The following is a 19887-nucleotide window of genomic DNA, read 5'->3' as shown; positions in this document are numbered from 1 at the left end:
GGGAGGCATCTCACCCCCACCGACCGGACCGCTCCTGGCCAGGCGGTGGGACAGTGGGACCCGCCATGACTGCTGAACCCCCGACCCTGACCGAGCCCGAGCGCGCCCCGGTGACGCTGCCCCTGGTGTTCGACGCGCCCCGGCGGGCCTCGAAGCCACCCCGGCACCTGAGCGACCTGACCCGCGAGGAGGCCCGCGCGGCCGTCGTCGAGCTGGGCCAGCCGGCGTTCCGGGCCGAGCAGCTGGCCCGGCACCACTACGCCGGGGTCACGGACCCGGCGTTGATGACCGACCTGCCCGCCGCGGTCCGGGCCGACCTCACCGAGGCGTTGCTGCCCGGGCTGCTGACCGTCGTCCGGCACCAGAGCGCCGACGGCGGCCGCACCCGCAAGACCCTCTGGCGGCTGCACGACGGCGCGCTCGTGGAGAGCGTGCTCATGCGCTACCCCGACCGGGCCACGGTGTGCATCTCCAGCCAGGCCGGGTGCGGGATGGCGTGTCCGTTCTGCGCGACCGGGCAGGGCGGGCTGACCCGCAACCTGTCGGCCGCGGAGATCATCGGCCAGGCCGTCGCGGCCGCCGCGGACATGGCCGCCGGGGAGATCCCGGGCGGCCCGGGCCGGTTGTCCAACGTCGTGTTCATGGGCATGGGGGAGCCGCTGGCGAACTACGCCCGGGTGCGCAAGACCCTCGACGCGCTCCTGACACCGGCGCCGTGGGGGCTGGGGCTGAGCCAGCGCTCGGTCACCGTGTCGACCGTCGGCCTGGTGCCGGCGATCCGCAAGCTCACCGAGGAGGGTCTGAACGTCACCCTCGCGGTGAGCCTGCACGCCCCCGACGACGAGCTGCGCAACACCCTGGTCCCGGTGAACACCCGGTGGAACGTCACCGAGGTGCTCGAGGCCGCCGACGCCTACGCCCGGAAGACCGGCCGCCGCTACTCCATCGAGTACGCCCTCATCCGGGACGTCAACGACCAGCCGTTCCGGGCCGACCTGCTGGGTTCACGGCTGGCCAAGCGGCTGGCGCACGTCAACCTGATCCCGCTGAACCCGACCCCGGGCAGCAAGTGGGACGCCAGCCCGCTGCCCGCGCAGCGCGAGTTCGTGGCCCGGCTGCGCGCCCACGGGGTGTCGACGACGGTGCGCGACACCCGCGGTCAGGACATCGACGGCGCCTGCGGTCAGCTCGCGGCCGCCGACCTGGCGCAGAGCGCCGGGATCCCCGCCGTCGCCCTGCCCCAGCCGCAGCTGGAGGAGACCGTGGAGCTCGGCGCCGACTTGGGCTGAGGACGCAGCGAGGCCGGTCCCCCGCGGGGGACCGGCCTCGTCTGCGCCGTCTGCTACTCCGAGCGCCAGGCGTTCTTCCGGCGGCGCCAGTCCCACACCAGGATGCCGAGCAGGACCAGGACGAAGAAGTTCACCCAGAGGTTCTCGACGTTGCCCTCGTGGTTGGTGAACTGGAAGGAGAAGAGCACGAGGGCGGCGAGGAAGACGCCGATGCGCCCCTTCTTGCCGGTCTCCCCGTGCCAGCCCCAGTCCTCGGGGCGGTCGGTGTCGTGCAGCGGCTCGGAGCCGGCACGGACGATCGCCTCCTCGCGGTCGGGCTGGGCGACGACGGCTGCGGAGGTCTGCTGACCTGGGTCTCGCTGGCTCACCGGCACATCATGGCAGGCCCGCACCCGGCACACCCGTCGGCCGGGCCGGTCGGCCAGGATGGGCGCCATGAGCACCCCCCGCACGGTGACGGTCCTGGGCTCGACCGGGTCGATCGGCACCCAGGCGATCGAGGTGGCCCGGGCCAACCCCGACCGGCTGCGGATCACCGGCCTCGCCGCCGGCGGGGGCGACGTCGCCCTGCTGGCCGAGCAGGCGCTGTCCCTCGAGGTGGACACGGTCGCCGTCGCCCGGGCCACCGCCGCCCAGGACCTGCAGCTGGCCTTCTACGCCGCGGCCCAGCAGCGCGGGTGGGCGCAGGGCCAGTACCGGCTGCCGGAGATCCTGGCCGGCCCCCGGGCGGCCGAGGAGCTCGCCGGCCGGCCGGCCGACGTGGTGCTCAACGGCATCACCGGCTCGATCGGCCTGGGGCCGACGCTCTCGGCACTGCGCGCCGGGCGCACGGTGGCGCTGGCCAACAAGGAGTCCCTGGTCGCCGGCGGTGACCTGGTGCTGGCCGCCGCGGCACCGGGACAGCTCGTGCCGGTGGACTCCGAGCACTCCGCGATGGCCCAGTGCCTGCGCGGCGGCGCCCGGGGCGAGGTCGCCCGGTTGGTGCTCACCGCCAGCGGCGGGCCGTTCCGGGGGCGTCCGGCCGCCGAGCTCGCCGACGTGACGGTCGAGGACGCCCTCGCCCACCCCACCTGGGCGATGGGCCCGGTGGTGACGATCAACTCGGCCACCCTGGTCAACAAGGGCCTCGAGCTCATCGAGGCGCACCTGCTCTTCGGCGTCCCGTACGCCGACGTGGACGTCGTGGTGCACCCGCAGTCGATCGTGCACTCGATGGTCACCTTCGCCGACGGCGCGACCATCGCCCAGGCCAGCCCGCCGGACATGCGGCTGCCGATCGCCCTGGCGCTGGCCTGGCCCGACCGGCTCCCACACGTGCAGCCGGCGCTGGACTGGTCGACCGCCAGCACGTGGGAGTTCGCGCCGCTGGACCACGAGGCGTTCCCCGCCGTCCGTCTGGCCCGTGCGGCCGGGGAGGCCGGGGGCGTCGTCCCGGCGCTGTTCAACGCCGCCAACGAGGAGGCGGTCGCCGCCTTCCTGGCCGGCCGCCTGGCGTTCCCAGGGATCGTCCAGACGATCGCGCGTACCCTCGACCAGGCGCCGGACCTCGGCGTACCCACCTGCGTCGAGGACGTGCTGGCCGCTGAGAAGTGGGCCCGGGAGCACGCTCGCGGCGCGATCGCCGGAGGCTGAGCTGAGCGGGTTCCTGCTGACCGTCCTGGGGATCGTCGCCTTCTTCGTCGGGCTGCTGTTCTCCATCGGCTTCCACGAGTTCGGCCACTTCTTCTGGGCCCGGAAGTTCGGCATGCGCGTGCCGCAGTTCATGGTCGGCTTCGGGCCGACCGTGTTCTCCCGCCGCCGCGGTGAGACCGAGTACGGCGTCAAGGCCATCCCGCTGGGCGGGTACATCCGGATCGTCGGGATGATCCCGCCGGCCGAGCCCCACGAGAGCAAGCGCGCCACCCGGATGCGCAGCTTCATCGCCGAGGTGCGCGGGCAGGCGCTCAACGACGTGCTGCCCACCGACGGCGGACGGGTCTTCTACGCCAAGCCCTGGTGGCAGCGCGTCATCGTCATGGCCGCCGGGCCGGTGAACAACCTGGTGCTGGCGGTGCTGTTCTTCACCCTGACGCTCACCACGATCGGCACCAGCGTGCTCACCACCCAGGTGGGCACCGTGCCGGCCTGTGTGCTCCCGGCGAACGCCGCCACCGCCGCCCAGGACGACGCCTGCGACGTCCCCATCGTCACCTCGGGGGCCGACGCCGGTCAGGAGTGCACCGCGGGCAGCGCGAACTGCGCCCTGCCGGTCGCGAGCCCGGCCGCCGAGGCCGGGCTGCGCCCCGGCGACACGATCGTCGCCATCGACGGCCAGCAGGTCGACCCCACCGCGTGGGACAGCTGGACGACGGTGCAGCAGGCCATCCGCAGCAGCCCGGGCGAGCCGCTGCAGTTCACCGTGGACCGGGACGGCACGCAGACCGACCTGACGGTCACCCCCATCCCGAACACCGTCTACGAGGACCAGACCGCCGAGGACACGATCACCGCCGGCTACGTCGGGATCAGCCCGGTCGGCGCGTTCGCCCGGCAGTCGATCACCGAGCTGCCCGGCTACTTCGCCAACACCGTCAGCCAGTCCGTGGAGCGGCTGATCGGCATCCCGGAGCGGGTGCCGGCCCTGTTCGGCGCCGCCTTCCTCGGCGACGAGCGCGACGAGAACGGCCCGATCGGCATCGTCGGGGTCGGCCGGATCTCCGGCGAGGTGTTCGCGCTGACCGAGTTCACCGGCCAGGAGAAGCTCAGCTTCTTCCTGTCCCTGCTGGCCAGCGTCAACCTGGTGCTGTTCCTGTTCAACCTGGTGCCCATCTACCCGCTGGACGGCGGGCACGTCGCCGGCGCCCTGTACGAGAAGGCCCGGTCGTCGGTCGCCCGGGTGCGCGGCAAGCCCGACCCCGGCCCGTTCGACATCGCCCGGCTCATGCCGGTGGCCTACGTCGTCGCGGGACTGTTCATCGCGCTGTCCGGGTTGCTCCTGGTGGCCGACCTCGTCAACCCCATCACGCTGCAGTAAGAGGAGAATCGACTCCGTGACAGTCAGCCTGGGCATGCCCACCCCTCCGCCGCCGGTGCTCGCACCCCGCCGGAAGACCCGTCAGCTCGACGTGGGCGGGGTCGGTGTCGGCAGCGACTCGCCCGTCAGCGTCCAGTCGATGTGCACCACCAAGACCGCCGACATCAACGCCACGCTCCAGCAGATCGCCGAGCTCACCGCCTCGGGCTGCCAGATCGTGCGGGTCGCGGTCCCCGACACCGACGACGCCGAGGCGCTCAAGGCGATCGCGACCAAGTCGCAGATCCCGGTCATCGCCGACATCCACTTCCAGCCGCGGTACGTGTTCGCCGCGATCGAGGCCGGTTGTGCCGCCGTCCGGGTGAACCCGGGCAACATCAAGAAGTTCGACGACAAGGTCGGCGACATCGCCAAGGCGGCCAAGGAGCACGGCACCCCCATCCGCATCGGGGTCAACGCCGGGTCCCTCGACAAGCGACTGCTGGCCAAGTACGGCAAGGCCACCCCGGAGGCGCTGGTCGAGTCCGCGCTGTGGGAGTGCTCGCTGTTCGAGGAGCACGACTTCCGCGACATCAAGATCTCGGTCAAGCACAACGACCCGGTCGTGATGGTGCGCGCCTACGAGCTGCTGGCCCAGCAGTGCGACTACCCGCTGCACCTGGGCGTCACCGAGGCCGGCCCGCAGTTCCAGGGCACGATCAAGTCCGCCGTGGCCTTCGGTGCGCTGCTGAGCAAGGGCATCGGCGACACGATCCGCGTCTCCCTCTCGGCCCCTCCGGTCGAGGAGGTCAAGGTCGGGCTGCAGATCCTGGAGTCGCTGAACCTCAAGCAGCGTGGCCTGGAGATCGTGTCCTGCCCGTCCTGCGGCCGCGCCCAGGTCGACGTCTACAAGCTCGCCGACGAGGTCACCGCGGGCCTGGAGGGCATGGAGATCCCGCTGCGCGTGGCCGTCATGGGCTGCGTCGTCAACGGCCCGGGGGAGGCCCGCGAGGCCGACCTCGGCGTCGCCTCGGGCAACGGCAAGGGCCAGATCTTCGTCAAGGGCGAGGTGGTCAAGACCGTGCCCGAGTCGATGATCGTGGAGACCCTCATCGAGGAGGCCTTCCGGATCGCCGAGCAGCAGGCCGACGACGGCGTGGCCTCCGGCGCGCCCGTCGTCAGCGTCTCCTGACCCCGTAGGGAGGGGAGTCAGGCGGTGCTGCGCGCCCTCCCGGCCCGGGTGCTGGACGCCGACGACGAGCGGGCCGTCCGCGACCTGCTGGCCACCGACCCGGTCGCGGCCTGCATGCTCGCCGGCCGGATCGAGACCCACGGCGTGGCCCCGGCGACCCTCGGGGCCCCGCTCTGGGGTCTGGGGTCCGGGGCCGAGCTGGACGCCGTCTGCCTCGCCGGGGCGAACCTCATCCCGTTCGCCCGGCCCGGTGCCGAGCTCGAGGCGGCCCGGGCCTTCGCCGACCGGGCCCGCCGCGGCGGGCGGCGGTGTTCCACCATCGTGGGGCCGGCGCAGGCGGTGAACCCGCTGTGGGAGCGGCTGCAGCCGCACTGGGGCCCGGCCCGCGACGTCCGCGCCGTCCAGCCGCTGCTGGCCATCGACGGCCCGCCGCTGGTGCCTGCCGAGCCCCGGGTGCAGCCCGTGCGGCTCCAGCAGCTGGAGACCCTGCTGCCCGCGGCCATCGCGATGTTCACCGAGGAGGTGGGCGTCAGCCCGTTGCGGGTCGACGGCGGCGCGGGCTACCGGGCCCGGGTCACCGAACTGGTGCGGGCCGGGCAGTCGCTGGCCTGGATCGAGTTCGGCGAGGTCGTGTTCAAGGCCGAGATCGGCGCCGTCTCCCGTGCGGCCTGCCAGGTGCAGGGCGTCTGGGTGGCGCCGCGCCACCGGGGCCGCGGCATCGGCCAGGCCGGGACGGCGGCCGTCGTGGAGTACGCCCGCCGGGCCATCGCGCCGGTCGTGAGCCTGTACGTCAACGACTTCAACGCCGGGGCCCGGGCGGCCTACGCCAAGGTCGGTTTCCGGGACGTCGGCACGTACTCCTCCGTCCTGTTCTGAATCGTCGTACCCGTCTGTCAGAGTGCCCGGGTGGCGACTCGACGGGGAACGGTCCTGCTGGTGACGACGGCGGTGCTGGCCGGGCCGGTGCTCAGCGCCTGCACCTCGGCCGACCCCACCGACGAGGTGCGGGACACCGCCCAGGCGTTCCTGGCCGACTGGTCCGGCGGTGACACCGCCGGTGCCGCGGCCCGCACCGACGACGAGGCGCTGACCACCACCCTGCTCGACCAGACCGCCACCGACCTCCCCGGCGCCACGCTCGCCGCCGACCTCGGCGACGTCGCCGTCGACACCGACGAGGGGTCCACGGCCACCGCGACCTGGACGGCGACGTGGGACCTGGCGGCCGCGCCCGACTGGACCTACCAGGCCACCCTCGACCTGACCCGCGACGGGGAGAGCGACAGCTGGACGGTGACGGCCGAACCCACGCTGGTGCACCCCGAGCTGGCCCAGGGCCAGCACCTGCAGCTGACCCGCACGCTGCCCGACCGCGCCGCGATCACCGACGCCACCGGGGCGCCGCTGTTCAGCCCCACCGAGGTCGTGAACGTCGGCGTCGACACCGCCCAGGTGACCGACCTGCCCGCCCTGGCCGCCGGTCTGTCCGCGGCCACCGGGGTGAGCGCCGAGGAGATCACCGCCGACGTGCAGGCCGCTCCCAGCGGGCAGTTCGTCCCGGTCATCACGCTGCGCCGTCCGGACTTCGAGGCCATCCGGGCCCAGGTGTTCGACCTGCCCGGCGCGGTCTTCCCCACCGACACCCGACTGCTGGCCCCCAGCCCGCGCTTCGGCGCCGCGCTGCTGGGTCGGGTGGGTGCAGCCACCGCCGAGGTGCTCGAGGAGACCACCGGCGACGACGACCAGCCGCTGTACGCCGAGGGCGACCAGCTGGGTCTGTCGGGCCTGCAGCGGGCCTACCAGGAGCAGCTCGCCGGGACGGCGGGGTTCAGCGTCGCGGTGATCAGCCTGGACACCGCCACCGGGGACACCGGACGGGTCGTGGACACCGTCGACCCGGTCCCCGGCACCCCGGTGCAGACGCCGCTGGTCCCGGCCGTGCAGAACGCCGCGGATGCCGCCGTCGCCGGTCAGGCGCTGGCCACCCACCTCGTGGTGGTCCGCCCCGGCACCGGGGAGGTCCTGGCGGTCAGCTCCAACGAGGCGGCCACCGCGGCGAACGCCCTGTCGGGCCAGTTCCCGCCCGGGTCCAGCATGAAGACCATGACGGCCACCGCGCTGCTCTCGGCCGGCACGGTCACCCCCGACACCGCCGTGGCCTGCCCCGGCACCACGGTCGTCGACGGCCGGGAGTTCGAGAACGAGGACCAGTTCGACCTGGGCACGGTGCCGTTCACCGAGGCCTTCGCGCAGTCCTGCAACACCACCTTCATCCAGCAGGGCCTGACCCTGCCCGACGACGCCCTGTCGGCCGCGGCGGCGTCCTACGGCGTCGGCACCGACTGGCAGCTGCCCGTCGGGGTCTTCTCCGGCACGGTGCCGGCCACCAGCACCGGCACGACCAAGGCCGCCGACGCGATCGGGCAGGGCGAGGTGCTCATGAGCCCGGCGCAGATGGCGCTGGTCGCCGCCGGCATCGCCAGCGGCACCCCGGCCGCCCCCGTCGAGGTGGTCGGCGCCGAGCCGGCCGGTGCAGCCCCCGCGGGACCGGGGCAGGCGGTGCTGGACCAGCTGCGGCCGATGATGCGCGAGGTGGTGCTGTCGGGCACCGCGACCGCACTGGCCGACCAGGGCGAGGTCTACGGCAAGACCGGGACGGCGGAGTTCGGCACCAACACCCCGCCGGACTCGCACGGCTGGTTCGTCGGCTACCAGCTCGGCGGCCCCCAGGGCGACCTGGCCTTCGCCGTCCTGGTCGAGGCCGGCCAGTCCAGCAGCGTCGCGGTCGGCGTCGCCGACGCCTTCCTGTCGAACCTCGCGACCTGATGGAACGGCCTCGTCGCAGGGGCCCGGGACGTGCGGAGCGCGTCCTGGGGGGCGACGAGGTCCTTCTGTCAGCCCCCTGGGTTGAGCACCTGGTTGCCGATGATCACCGCGGAGATCCCGCCGAAGACCAGCACCGCCAGCACCATGACGGCCAGCCGGTAGCCGCGCACCTGGATCGCCTTGGGCAACGCCGTCCGGTTGAGCCGGATCAGCAGGATCGAGTAGACGAACATCATGAACCCGCCGACCACCGAGCTGATCACCAGCAGGACCAGCGGCTGGTCGAACCCGGAGAGCAGCACCACGGCGCCCACGACGAGCAGGCCCCAGACGACCAGGGAGTAGACCCGGCTCTCGCTCCACCGCTCGGAGCGGGCCAGGTAGTTCACCTTGACCGTGTCGGCGACCAGCCGGGCGGTGTAGTCGCAGATGCCCAGCGCCGCGGCGTACAGCGACACCGCGCCGATCCACCAGAAGAACGTGCCGAACCAGCCGCCCACGGTGTCGGCCAGCACCTGGCCCTCGGTCTGCAGGAAGCTGATGTCGTTGCCCGGGGTGTCCCGGCCGAAGACGGTGGCGTAGGCGATCACCGAGGTGGCCGAGATGGTCAGCCAGGTCAGGAACCAGAAGCTGACCATCTGCTCGGTGTTGGCGACCCGCCACCAGCCCTTCCAGCGGCGCAGGTTGTCCGGGGTGGCCGGGAACAGGAACCCGGTGGAGGGCTTCGCCTGGTCCTCGCCGGTGACGGGGGAGACCAGGCGGGGGATGCGGGCGCCCATGCCGAAGCCCTTGTCCCTGATCCAGTTGCTCTGCACCAAGTTCTGCCCGCCACCACCGCCGGCGAAGGCCAGCGCACCGAGCACCAGGGCCAGCCCGAGCTGGCTGGGCACCGACCCGAAGTCGGTCACCACCCGCCGGGTCTCGGCGACGTCGTCGGCCCCGACCACGGCGATGAACGCGATCACGATGAAGGCCAGCACGGCGCCGACCTTGACGAACTCGATCCGCTCCACCGCGGTGTAGACCACCGGCGAGAGGGTGAGCACCAGCCCGATCGAGGCCAGCATGAGCAGCGCGATCAGCGTGACGTTCCCGCCGCCCACCGCGTAGGTGAGCACCGTCGCCGAGCTGGTGGCCCACCCCGGCCAGAGGTTGGCCAGGATCGTCAGCAGCGCGAACACCAGGCCCCAGTGGCGCCAGAGCCGGGAGAACCCGGTCAGCGCGGTCTCCCCGGTGGCCAGCGTGTAGCGCTCGATCTCCATGTTGATGAACAGCTGCAGGGTGACCCCGACGAAGGCCGCCCACAGGAACGACAGCCCCACCTCGCTGGCGATGTAGGGGTAGAGCACGAACTCACCCGACGCCAGTCCGATGCCGGCACCGATGACGCCGGGGCCGAGCACCTTGCGCAGCGGCCGGGGCTCGGGCAGGTCGGCGGTGCCGGGCATGGGCAACGCACCGCCCCCGGTGGGGAAGGTGCGTCCGGGCTCCTGGGCGGCCAACGGGTCCCCGCCGGGGTCCGTGCCGGGGCTCGCGCCGGTGGTCGGGGTGGGGTCGGCGTCGGCGCCGCTGCGTGCCATGCCGGTGATCATCGAGGGCACACAGCCGACGCGCAGGTCGGCGTCGGTCAGCCGCCGAGGCCGGGGGTCGCGCTGGTGACCGGGGTCCGGCCGGCCTGCGCCCGCCACGACACCGCGCGCACCTCCGCGGCCGACGCCGAGGTCACCGCGAGCTCCCGGGTGTCCCGTGCCGCAGCCTGGTCCAGCACGTACACCCAGGCCACCGTGGTGCCGTCCTCCAGGGTCACCGCCAGCGCGGCGGCGTCCACCGCGCTGAGCACGGGGAAGGGCAGCGCGTAGGCCGCCGAGCTCGCGACCGGGTCCACCCCGGCCGCCCGGAGCAGCTCGGCCACCCGGTCGCGCAGGTCGCGGTGCGCCTGCTGGGCGAGGACGACCTCGGCCCGGGTCCCCTCGGCCAGCGCCGCACCGACGGTCCCGTAGCCCCACACCGCGGCGTGCTCGGCGGCCAGGGCCAGCTGGAGGGCGTCCTGCTCGGCGCGCACCGACCCGGCCTCCCCGCTGGTCGGCGCGGTCGTCGTGGAGGTGCTGGGCGTCGTCATGCGAGCTGTCCGTCCTGGCCGCGCAGCCCGGCGGCGATGCTGCCCAGCAGTGCGGCGCGGGCGCCGGTGAAGTCCAGGCACGCGGTGGCGTGCGAGGTGGCCGCGGCCGCGACCTGGGCGCGCAGCGTGGCCCGGGCCGCCGCGGCGTCCACGGCGACGGCCGGGGCCGACGAGGGGGTGCCAGACGCGGCGGCCGTGGTCGCGGTCGGCGCCGCCTGCCGCAGCTGCTCCAGCTGCTCCCCGGCCTGGGTGGCCATCACCGACGCCGCCGCGGCGAGCTCCGCCGACGCCGCGAACGCCGTGGCGAACGCGGCGACCAGCTGCTCCTGGACGGCGAGCTGCCCGGCGAGCTGGTCGACCTGGGCCGGGGTGACCGCGTCGGCGCCGGCCGGTTCGTCGGTCGAGCAGCCGACGGCCAGCAGGCCGGGCAGCAGGACGCCGGCGGCCAGCAGGGCCCGGCGGGTGACCGCGGGGGCCTCACCGGGCGGGGGAGCGGGGGCGGACATCGGTGGCCATCCTGGCAGCCCGCACCCGGTCGGGCGTGCCGGGAGGTGCCGACGGCGAGGCGCCCGTCACCACCCCCCGGGCGGTACCGTGGGCAGTCCGGTCCGGCGGGTCCCCTCCCGCCGCCACGCCCGTGCGCCCGTCGGTGCCGTCGGGCCCGTCCCGGTCGTCGACCGCCACCCCCGTGCCGGTGCCACGCCCGCGAACAGCCCGAGGAGGCCCCCGGTGTCCAGCCACCCCGACCCGCAGCAGGGCAGGACCGGCGTCGCCGCCACGCAGCGGCTCACCGCGTCCATCGAACCGGTCGTCGCCCGGGCCGGGTACGACCTCGAGGAGGTCCACGTCCGGGCCGCCGGCAACCGGTTCGTCGTCCGCGTGGTCGTGGACCGGGACAGCGGGGTGAGCCTCGACGACGTCGCCGAGGTCAGCCGCACGCTGTCCGACGTGCTGGACGCCGAGTCCGACGGTGACCTGGGGCGCTCGCCCTACGTCCTGGAGGTCACCAGCCCCGGCGTCGACCGGCCGCTGACCCTGCCCCGGCACTGGGCCCGCAACGTCGGCCGCCTGGTCACCACCAGCGCCGGGGGGGCCGAGCTGATCGGCCGGGTGGTGGCCGTGGACGGCGACGGGGTGACCCTCGCCGTGGAGAAGGGCGGGGCCAAGAAGGGCCAGGTCCGCAAGGCCGTGGGCGACCGCGTGCTGACCTGGGCCGAGCTGGGCGAGGGCCGGGTGCAGGTCGAGTTCAACCGGCCGGCCGGGCACCGCGACGAGCACCTGGTGCACGAGGGGCCCGAGGACGGGTCCGAGGACGACGACACCGAGCTCACCGCCGACGACGTCGACGACGAGCTCGACGAGCAGCACGAGGGCGACCGGCCGACCGCGGCCGGTGCCCGGGACAGAGGAGACAAGTGAACATCGACGTGACCGCCCTCAAGGCGGTCGAGCGCGAGAAGGGCATCCCCGCCGACACGGTGCTCCAGGCGATCGAGAGCGCCCTGGTGACGGCCTACCGGCACGCCGAGGGCGCAGCCAAGCACGTGCGGGTCCAGATCGACCGGAAGAGCGGCGAGGTCGCCGTGCTCGCCCAGGAGCTCGGCCCCGACGGCGAGGTCGTGCACGAGTACGACGACACCCCCACCGACTTCGGCCGGATCGCGGCCAGCACCGCCAAGCAGGTCATCGTCCAGCGGCTGCGCGACGCCGAGCACGAGCAGACCTTCGGTGAGTACGTGGGCAAGGAGGGCGACGTCGTCGGCGGCATCGTCCAGGCCCACGACCGGCGCAACCACGAGGGCACCGTGCTGGTCGACATCGGCAAGGTGGAGGCCAACCTGCCCCCCACCGAGCAGGTGCCCGGCGAGGAGTACCCGCACGGCAGCCGGCTCAAGGCCTACGTCGTCTCGGTCGCGCGCACCTTCCGCGGCCCGCAGGTGACCGTCTCGCGCAGCCACCCCAACCTGGTGCGCACCCTCTTCGCCCTCGAGGTCCCCGAGATCGCCGACGGCAGCGTCGAGATCGTGGCCGTGGCCCGTGAGGCCGGACACCGGTCCAAGATCGCCGTCCGCACCCGGGTGCCCGGGCTCAACGCCAAGGGCGCCTGCATCGGCCCGATGGGCCAGCGGGTGCGCAACGTGATGAGCGAGCTGAACGGCGAGAAGATCGACATCGTCGACTGGGTGGACGACGAGGCCGCCTTCGTGGCCTCGGCGCTCTCCCCGGCCCGGGTGACCAGCGCCCGGGTGGTCGACCCGGCCGCCCGGGCCGTCCGCGTCGTCGTCCCCGACTACCAGTTGTCGCTGGCCATCGGCAAGGAGGGCCAGAACGCCCGCCTCGCCGCCCGGCTGACCGGCTGCCGGATCGACATCCGCAGTGACGCCCAGCCCGAGGGCGAGGACACCGTGTCCCCGGGCGTCGGCCGCGCCCCGCTGCGCTCGGCCCCCCGTCCGGCGGGGGAGACCGGCGGTCTGCCCGGCCGTGACCCGCGGGGCGGCCCGCGGGGTGGTCAGCGGCCGACCGTGCGCCGGCCGGAACACCGCGGGCCCTCGGCGCGCTAGACTCGACGATGGCCGAACCGCTGATCCCGGTCCGCACCTGTGTGGGCTGCCGACGACGCGCTCCGGTCACCGGACTGCTGCGCGTCGTCGTGCAGGGCTCCCGGCTCATCCCGGACCCCGCTCGACGCCTCCCCGGTCGGGGTGCCTCGCTGCACCCCACCCCGGAGTGCCTGCGGGCAGCGGTCCGACGTCGGGCCTTCCCCAGGGCGCTGCGCAGCAGCATCCCGGTGGAGACCGACCTGCTCGAGTCCCACGTCAGCGCGGTGTCACCCGACACCGCACCGGCCGGGGCCTGAGCCCCACCAGCACCACCGTCGGACCGGCACCCGGCCGGTCCGTCCTCGAGAGCAGGACGTCCTCGGATGACCCACCCGTGAAGTCGCACCTGTGACTGGGCAGACAATGCACAACTAGCAACGAGGTCGAGCGGGCCAGCCGCCGGCCTCACCACTGAGGAGACCCGTGCCAGGCAAAGCCCGCGTACACGAGCTCGCTAAAGAGCTCGGTGTCGACAGCAAGGCAGTGCTCGCCAAGCTCAAGGAGCAGGGCGAGTTCGTGAAGTCCGCGTCGTCCACCGTCGAGGCCCCCGTGGCCCGCCGCCTGCGGGAGGCCTACGGGTCCACCGGTGCCGGCAACGGTGCACCGACCCCGGGGCCCCGCCCCGGTCCCCGTCCGGCCGCCCCCGCGCCGCAGGCCCCGGCTGCTGCCGCACCTGCCCCGGTGCAGGCCGCCCCGTCGGCCCCGGCCTCGCAGGCTGCTGCTCCCGCAGCACCCTCGGCGCCCTCCAGCGCTCCGCGTCCCGGTTCCCCCGGCCCGCGTCCGGGCCCCCGCCCGGCACCGCAACCCCCGGTCGTCGAGACCCCGGCCGTCCAGGCACCCGCTCCCCAGGCCCCCGCGGCCCAGGCAGCTGCTGCCCAGGCGCCGGCTCCCGCGCCGTCCCGTCCGGCCGCCCCGCGGCCCGGCCAGGGTGGCGCCCCGGCCCAGGGTGCGCCGCGTCCCGGTGCCGCCGGCCCGCGTCCGGGACCCCGTCCCGCGCCGCGTCCGGGCAACAACCCCTTCTCCAGTGCCCCGCGTCCGGCGGCTCCCCGCCCCGGCGGCGGTGCGCCGAGCGCTCCCGGTGGCCAGGCTCCGGCCTCCCCGGGCACGCCCGGTCCGGGCGGTCCCCGTCCCGGCCCCGGTGCCGGCGGTCCCCGCCCGGCTCCCGGCGCCGGCGGTCCCCGTCCGCCGTCGGGCCCCGGCGGCCCGCGTCCTGCTGCTGGTCCCGGTGGGCCCCGTCCCAACCCGGGCATGATGCCGCAGCGTCCGAGCCCGGGCATGATGCCCGCGCGTGCGCCCGGTCGTCCCGGTGCCCCCGGCGGCCGTGGTCGTCCCGGTGGCGGCCCCGGCGGCCCGCCCGGTGCCGGTGGCGGCTTCCGCCCCGGCGGCGGCGGTGGCGGTGCTCCTGCTGGCGGTTTCCGCGGTGGCGGCGGCCGTGGCCGTGGCCGCGGTGGTTCCGGTGCCGGTACCGCGGGTGCCTTCGGGCGTCCCGGTGGCCGCGGACCCGTCCGTGGACGCAAGAGCAAGAAGCAGAGGCGTCAGGAGTTCGACTCCATGTCGGCGCCCTCGATGGGTGGCGTCAGCCTGCCCCGCGGCAACGGGCAGACCGTCCGGCTGCCCCGCGGTGCCTCGCTGACCGACCTCGCCGAGCGGATCGACGCCCAGCCGGCCGCGCTGGTGACCGCCCTGTTCCACCTGGGCGAGATGGTCACCGCCACGCAGTCGGTGAACGAGGACACGCTGCAGCTCCTCGGTGCCGAGATCGACTGGGTCATCCAGGTCGTCAGCCCCGAGGACGAGGACCGCGAGCTCCTCGAGACCTTCGACCTGACCTTCGGCGACGAAGAGGGCGACGAGAGCGACTGGGACTGGCGTCCGCCGGTCGTCACGGTCATGGGTCACGTCGACCACGGCAAGACCAAGCTGCTGGACGCCCTCCGCCACACGAACGTCGTGGCGAAGGAGGCCGGTGGCATCACCCAGCACATCGGCGCCTACCAGATCGTCACCGAGCTGGACGGCAACGAGCGGCCGATCACCTTCATCGACACCCCGGGTCACGAGTCGTTCACCGCGATGCGTGCCCGTGGCGCCAAGGTGACCGACATCGTGGTGCTGGTCGTGGCCGCCGACGACGGCGTCATGCCCCAGACGGTCGAGGCGCTCAACCACGCCCAGGCCGCCCAGGTGCCGATCGTGGTCGCGGTGAACAAGGTGGACAAGGAGGGGGCCAACCCCGCCAAGATCCGCCAGCAGCTCACCGAGTACGGCCTGGTCGCCGAGGAGTACGGCGGCGACACGATGTTCGTCGACGTCTCGGCCACCACGCGCCAGGGCCTCGAGGAGCTCGAGGCCGCGGTGCTGCTGACCGCCGACGCCTCGCTGGACCTGCGCGCGAACACCGAGCAGGACCCGCAGGGCGTCGTCATCGAGGGCAAGCTGGACAAGGGTCGTGGCCCCGTCGCCACGGTGCTGGTCCAGCGCGGCACGCTCCGCGTCGGCGACTCGATCGTGGCCGGTGACGCCTACGGGCGCGTCCGGTCGCTGCTCGACGAGCACGGCAACAAGCTCAAGGAGGCCCTGCCGGCCCGCCCCGTGCAGGTCGTGGGCCTCACCTCGGTCCCCCGCGCCGGCGACACGTTCCTCGTCGTCGAGGAGGACCGCACGGCCCGGCAGATCGCCGGTCGCCGTGAGGCCCGGATCCGCAACGCGCAGAACGCCTCGGCGCGCAAGCGGATCAGCCTCGAGGACCTGGACGCAGCGCTCAAGGAGAGCCGCGAGCTCAACCTGATCATCAAGGGCGACAACTCCGGCACCGTCGAGGCGCTGGAAGAGGCGCTGATGAAGATCGAGGTCGACGACGACCTGTCGCTGCGGGTCATCCACCGCGGCGTCGGCGGCATCACCAAGAGCGACATCGACCTGGCGCTGGCCGACGACGTCATCGTCCTGGGCTTCAACGTCCGGGCCGAGGGTCAGGCCACCGAGCTCGCCAACCGCGAAGGCGTGGACGTCCGGTACTACTCGGTCATCTACCAGGCCATCGAGGAGATCGAGGCCGCGCTCAAGGGCATGCTCAAGCCGATCTACGAGGAGGTCCAGCTGGGCCGCGCGGAGGTCCGCGAGGTCTTCCGGGTGCCCAAGATCGGCAACGTCGCGGGTTCGCTGGTGCGCAGCGGCACGATCGTGCGCAACAGCAAGGCCCGGCTCATCCGCGACGGTGCGGTCGTCGCCGACAACCTGTCGGTGGACTCGCTGCGCCGCTTCAAGGACGACGCGACCGAGGTCCGCGAGGGCTACGAGTGCGGCATCGGGCTGGGGTCGTTCAACGACATCAAGCCCGAGGACGTCATCGAGACGTTCGAGCTGCGCGAGAAGCCGCGGGTCTGATCGACATCTCCACGACAGCAGGTCGGCGGGAGGCGGACGGGTGTTCACCGGTTCGCTGACCGCCGACCTGCTGCTGGGCGACGTGCACTCGCTGAAGGAGAAGCGCGCCGTGGTGAAGCCGATCGTGGCCGAGCTGCGGCGCCGCTTCGCCGTCGCGGCCGCCGAGGTCGGCGACCAGGACCTGCACCGCAGGGTGCAGGTCGGGGTCGCCACGGTGGCCGGCGAGGCCGCCCAGGTCACCGATGTGCTCGACGCGTGCGAGCGGTTGCTGGCCGACCGCTCCGAGGTGACGCTGCTCGCCACGCACCGCCAACTGATCAGCTCGACCGATTCCTGAGGAGTTCCGATGGCCGACCCCGCCCGGGCACGCCGGCTGGCGGTGCGCATCCGCCAGATCGTCTCCGCCACGATCGAGATGCAGATCAAGGACCCGCGGCTGGGGATGGTCACCATCACCGACGCGCGGGTGACCAGCGACCTCCGCGAGGCCACGCTGTTCTACACCGTCTACGGCGACGCCCAGACCGTCGCGGACTCCGCGACCGCGCTGGCCAGCGCCACCGGGGTGCTGCGGTCCACGGTCGGCAAGCAGACCGGGATCAAGTTCGTCCCGACGCTGGAGTTCATCGCTGACGTCGTCCCGGACACCGCCCGCGAGCTCGAGGAGGCCCTCGAGCGCGCCCGGCACGCCGACGCCGAGCTGGCCCGGGCCCGCGAGGGTGCCGCGTACGCCGGTGAGCCCGACCCGTACAAGAAGCCGGCCCTCGAGGACGACGACGAGGACGACGCCAGCGGGTCCGACGACACCCCCGCCGCCCCGACCGCGGGCGACCTGCACGACCTGCGGGCCCACACGCTGGACCAGAGGAGCACCCCGTGACCGAGCCCCAGGACCGCGCCGCGACCGAGGCCGTCGACCCGGACCCGAACACCCCGGCGGAGTCCCAGCCCGAGTCGACCCTGGGTGGGCGCAGCGTGCCCGGTGACCAGGCCGGCAGCCCCGACTCCGCCGACCCGACCGCCGGCGGCAAGCAGGGCATGGCAGGGGACGCCGATCCGGCCACCGACGCGAACGCCGCCTCGATCGCCGCCGACGAGCCCTCCGACGGCGGCCCGGCCATCCCGGTCGCCGGCGGATCACCGGGCGAGGAGCCCGACGAGGTGCCGGTGGCCGACCTCGGCCCCACCGACAGCTGACCCCGGTGGCCCCGGTCGGCGCCCTCGATGCCGCCGTCGCGCTGCTCACCCGCGCCGCCGACGACGGCGCGACCGTGGTGCTGTCGGGGCACGTGCAGCCCGACGCGGACGCGCTGGGCAGCACGCTGGCCCTGGCCGAGGGACTCCGCCGGCGCGGGGCACGGGTGACCGCGACCTTCCCGGCGCCCTTCGTGCTGCCGGCCTCGCTGGGGTGGCTGCCCGGGACCGACGCCCTGGTGCCCAGCGACCGGCTGCCCGCCGACCCCGACCTGGTGGTCAGCCTGGACGCCGCTGACCTGCGACGCCTCGGCGACGTCGGGCCGGTGCTGCTGGCCGCCCCGGCGTCCCTGGTGGTCGACCACCACGCCTCCAACCCCGGCTTCGGCCACGTCACGCTGATCGACCCCGACGCCGCGGCCACCGTCGCGCTGGTCGCCGACCTGCTCGACGGCCTCGGCGTCCCGCTGGACGCCACGCTCGCCACCTGCCTGTACGCCGGGCTCGCCGCCGACACCGGGTCCTTCCGGTTCGGCAACACCGCGCCCGGCACGCACCACCTGGCGGCCCGGCTGCTGGACACCGGCATCGACCACGCCCGGATCAGCCAGCGGCTCTTCGACACCGCGCCCTTCGGCTGGCTGGGGCTGCTGTCGACCGCGACCGGACGCGCGGTGCTCGAACCCGACACCGGCGCGGGCCTGGTCTGGACCTGGGCCACGGTCGCCGAGGCCGCGGAGCACGGCCTGGCTGCCGACCAGCTCGAGGCGCTGGTGGACGTCGTCCGCTCGGCGCAGGAGGCCGACGTGGCCTGCGTGCTCAAGGGTGCCGCGGACGGCAGCTGGTCGGTGTCGCTGCGGTCCCGGGGCGGCACCGACGTCTCGGCGGTGGCCCAGTCCCTGGGCGGTGGTGGGCACCGGATGGCCGCGGGCTTCACCTCCCACCGCGACCTCGAGGAGACGGTCGCCGCGATCCGCGCTGCGCTGTGAGCAGGTCGGTCCCCTCCCTGGCGCTCCCGGCGCTGGTCGTGCTGGCCGCCGAGCCGCTGTACCTGCTGGTGGACACCGCCGTCGTCGGCAACCTCGGGACGACGGCGCTGGGCGGGCTGGCCGTCGGCGGGGGTCTGCTCGCCTGGGCCGCCGCGCTGCTGAACTTCCTGGCCTACGGCACCACCGCCCGCGCCGCCCGCCGAGCCGGCGCCGGGGACCGGGCGGGCGCCGTCGCCGAGGGCGTGCAGGCCACCTGGCTGGCGCTCGGGATCGGCGTGGTCGTGACGATGGGCTTCCAGCTCGCCGCCGGTCCGCTCACCCGGCTGCTCGCCGGCGGCGCCGGGCCGGTCGCCACCGCGGCCGAGGGCTGGCTGCGGATCGCCTCGCTGGGTCTGCCGCTGCTGCTGGTGTCCCTCGCCGGGAACGGCTGGCTGCGCGGGGTGCAGGAGCTGCGCCGCCCGGTGGTCTTCGTGCTGGCCGGCAGCCTGCTGTCCCTGGTGCTCAACCCGCTGCTGGTCTACACCGCGGGCATGGGCCTGGTCGGCTCGGCCTGGGCCAACGTCGCCGGCCAGACCGTGACCGCGCTGCTCTTCCTCCGCTCGCTGGCCTCCGAGCGGGTCGCGTGGCGCCCCCGTCCGCGGGCTCTCGGGGTGCAGCTGGTCATCGGCCGGGACCTCCTGCTGCGGGCGTTCGTGCTGCAGGCGGCCTTCGCCACCGCTGCCGGGGTGGTGGCCCGCTCGAGCACCGCCGAGCTCGGGGCGCACCAGATCGCCCTGCAGCTCTGGCTGTTCCTGGCCCTCGTGCTCGACGCCTACGCCGTTGCCGCGCAGACCCTGGTCGGTCAGGCCCTGGGTGCCGGCCGGGTCGCCGAGGCACGCGCCACCGCCCTGCGGGTCGTCTGGTGGGGGCTGGGCACCGGGGTGCTGGTCGCCGCCGTTCTCCTCGCCGTGCGACCGGTGCTGCCGGGGGTGTTCACCGACGACCCCGCGGTGCTCGCCCAGGCCGCCGTCGTCTGGTGGTTCCTGGCCCTGATGCAGCCGCTGGCCGGGGTGGTCTTCGCCCTGGACGGCGTGCTCATGGGCGCCGGGGACGTCGGCTACCTGCGCACGGTGACCATCGGGGCGGCCCTGGTCGGGTTCGTGCCGCTCTCGTTGCTGTCGGTGCCGCTGGGCTGGGGGCTGGCCGGGGTGTGGAGCGGGCTGACCCTGTTCATCGCGCTGCGGCTGGTCGCCGTCGTCGTCCGGGTGCTGGGTGACCGGTGGACGCGCGCCTCTGTCACGGTGGGGGCATGAGCGTGGT

General features: G+C 74.2%; 19 protein-coding genes. 15 read left to right on the top strand and 4 right to left on the bottom strand.

All coding sequences use genetic code 11. From position 1 onward, the window contains the following. The first annotated feature begins 65 nt into the window (after positions 1–65). The gene (gene rlmN / locus F1C76_03215; GenBank protein QNG35735.1) at positions 66–1289 is read left to right on the top strand and encodes a 23S rRNA (adenine(2503)-C(2))-methyltransferase RlmN; all 1224 of its coding nucleotides are present in this window, start codon (positions 66–68) and stop codon (positions 1287–1289) included. Between the two features lie 53 nt (positions 1290–1342). Here rlmN and F1C76_03210 read toward each other — a convergent pair whose 3' ends face one another. Then, entirely contained in the window at positions 1343–1726 is a 384-nt protein-coding gene (locus tag F1C76_03210; protein ID QNG38977.1) for a DUF2631 domain-containing protein, read from the bottom strand. Between F1C76_03210 and F1C76_03205 the strand changes: the two genes are divergently transcribed. Genes F1C76_03205 through F1C76_03185 form a run of 5 tightly spaced genes read left to right on the top strand, consistent with a single transcriptional unit; the run spans position 1725 to position 8299 of the window. Continuing rightward, positions 1725–2921: a 1-deoxy-D-xylulose-5-phosphate reductoisomerase gene (locus tag F1C76_03205; protein ID QNG35734.1), complete on the top strand. Its 1197-nt coding sequence runs from the start codon at positions 1725–1727 to the stop codon at positions 2919–2921. The two genes, F1C76_03210 and F1C76_03205, sit on opposite strands and share 2 nt — an antisense overlap. A 13-nt stretch (positions 2922–2934) precedes the next feature. Continuing rightward, on the top strand, positions 2935–4302 hold the full coding sequence (locus F1C76_03200; protein QNG38976.1) for a site-2 protease family protein: 1368 nt from the start codon (positions 2935–2937) through the stop codon (positions 4300–4302). A gap of 34 nt (positions 4303–4336) precedes the next feature. Next, complete coding sequence (gene ispG / locus F1C76_03195) at positions 4337–5473, top strand: flavodoxin-dependent (E)-4-hydroxy-3-methylbut-2-enyl-diphosphate synthase (GenBank protein QNG35733.1); 1137 nt, start codon at positions 4337–4339, stop codon at positions 5471–5473. A gap of 24 nt (positions 5474–5497) precedes the next feature. After that, positions 5498–6349 carry a GNAT family N-acetyltransferase gene (locus tag F1C76_03190; protein QNG35732.1) on the top strand — a complete coding sequence of 284 codons (852 nt, stop codon included), beginning with the start codon at positions 5498–5500 and terminating at the stop codon, positions 6347–6349. A 30-nt stretch (positions 6350–6379) separates the two neighbouring features. Continuing rightward, the gene (locus F1C76_03185; protein ID QNG35731.1) at positions 6380–8299 is read left to right on the top strand and encodes a penicillin-binding protein; all 1920 of its coding nucleotides are present in this window, start codon (positions 6380–6382) and stop codon (positions 8297–8299) included. A 68-nt stretch (positions 8300–8367) separates the two neighbouring features. Here F1C76_03185 and F1C76_03180 read toward each other — a convergent pair whose 3' ends face one another. The 3 genes from F1C76_03180 to F1C76_03170 all read right to left on the bottom strand — a co-directional run bounded on the left by F1C76_03180 (position 8368) and on the right by F1C76_03170 (position 10924). Continuing rightward, positions 8368–9747 carry a hypothetical protein gene (locus F1C76_03180; GenBank protein QNG38975.1) on the bottom strand — a complete coding sequence of 460 codons (1380 nt, stop codon included), beginning with the start codon at positions 9745–9747 and terminating at the stop codon, positions 8368–8370. A gap of 179 nt (positions 9748–9926) precedes the next feature. Beyond that, positions 9927–10418, bottom strand: a complete 492-nt coding sequence (locus F1C76_03175) for a DUF4439 domain-containing protein (GenBank protein QNG35730.1) — start codon at positions 10416–10418, stop codon at positions 9927–9929. After that, positions 10415–10924, bottom strand: a complete 510-nt coding sequence (locus tag F1C76_03170) for a hypothetical protein (GenBank protein ID QNG35729.1) — start codon at positions 10922–10924, stop codon at positions 10415–10417. Before F1C76_03170 ends, F1C76_03175 begins: the two co-directional genes overlap by 4 nt. Before the next feature lie 223 nt (positions 10925–11147). On the opposite strand from F1C76_03170, the gene rimP reads away from it, so the two are divergent. From rimP to F1C76_03125, 9 genes are all read left to right on the top strand, one after another. After that, on the top strand, positions 11148–11837 hold the full coding sequence (gene rimP / locus F1C76_03165) for a ribosome maturation factor RimP (protein QNG35728.1): 690 nt from the start codon (positions 11148–11150) through the stop codon (positions 11835–11837). Further along, a complete protein-coding gene (gene nusA, locus F1C76_03160; GenBank protein ID QNG35727.1) occupies positions 11834–12979 on the top strand; it encodes a transcription termination/antitermination protein NusA in 1146 nt (381 codons plus the stop codon). The genes rimP and nusA overlap by 4 nt, the downstream gene beginning before the upstream one ends. 8 nt (positions 12980–12987) lie before the next feature. Next, the gene (locus F1C76_03155; GenBank protein QNG35726.1) at positions 12988–13275 is read left to right on the top strand and encodes a YlxR family protein; all 288 of its coding nucleotides are present in this window, start codon (positions 12988–12990) and stop codon (positions 13273–13275) included. A 166-nt stretch (positions 13276–13441) separates the two neighbouring features. Continuing rightward, complete coding sequence (gene infB / locus F1C76_03150; GenBank protein ID QNG35725.1) at positions 13442–16405, top strand: translation initiation factor IF-2; 2964 nt, start codon at positions 13442–13444, stop codon at positions 16403–16405. 40 nt (positions 16406–16445) lie between these two features. Continuing rightward, positions 16446–16742, top strand: a complete 297-nt coding sequence (locus F1C76_03145) for a DUF503 domain-containing protein (protein QNG35724.1) — start codon at positions 16446–16448, stop codon at positions 16740–16742. Positions 16743–16751: 9 nt separating this feature from the next. Continuing rightward, positions 16752–17285, top strand: coding sequence for a 30S ribosome-binding factor RbfA (gene rbfA, locus F1C76_03140; GenBank protein ID QNG35723.1), 534 nt, complete (start codon positions 16752–16754; stop codon positions 17283–17285). Beyond that, entirely contained in the window at positions 17282–17602 is a 321-nt protein-coding gene (locus tag F1C76_03135; GenBank protein QNG35722.1) for a hypothetical protein, read from the top strand. Before rbfA ends, F1C76_03135 begins: the two co-directional genes overlap by 4 nt. Then, positions 17599–18588, top strand: a complete 990-nt coding sequence (locus tag F1C76_03130; GenBank protein ID QNG35721.1) for a bifunctional oligoribonuclease/PAP phosphatase NrnA — start codon at positions 17599–17601, stop codon at positions 18586–18588. The genes F1C76_03135 and F1C76_03130 overlap by 4 nt, the downstream gene beginning before the upstream one ends. Next, positions 18585–19880: an MATE family efflux transporter gene (locus F1C76_03125; protein ID QNG35720.1), complete on the top strand. Its 1296-nt coding sequence runs from the start codon at positions 18585–18587 to the stop codon at positions 19878–19880. Before F1C76_03130 ends, F1C76_03125 begins: the two co-directional genes overlap by 4 nt. Positions 19881–19887: the final 7 nt, after the last annotated feature.

The organism is Geodermatophilaceae bacterium NBWT11, from assembly GCA_014218215.1.
In the GTDB taxonomy this organism is placed as follows: domain Bacteria; phylum Actinomycetota; class Actinomycetes; order Mycobacteriales; family Geodermatophilaceae; genus Klenkia.
Note: the sequence above shows the minus strand (reverse complement) of the source record. Positions and strands in the feature narration are given on the sequence as shown.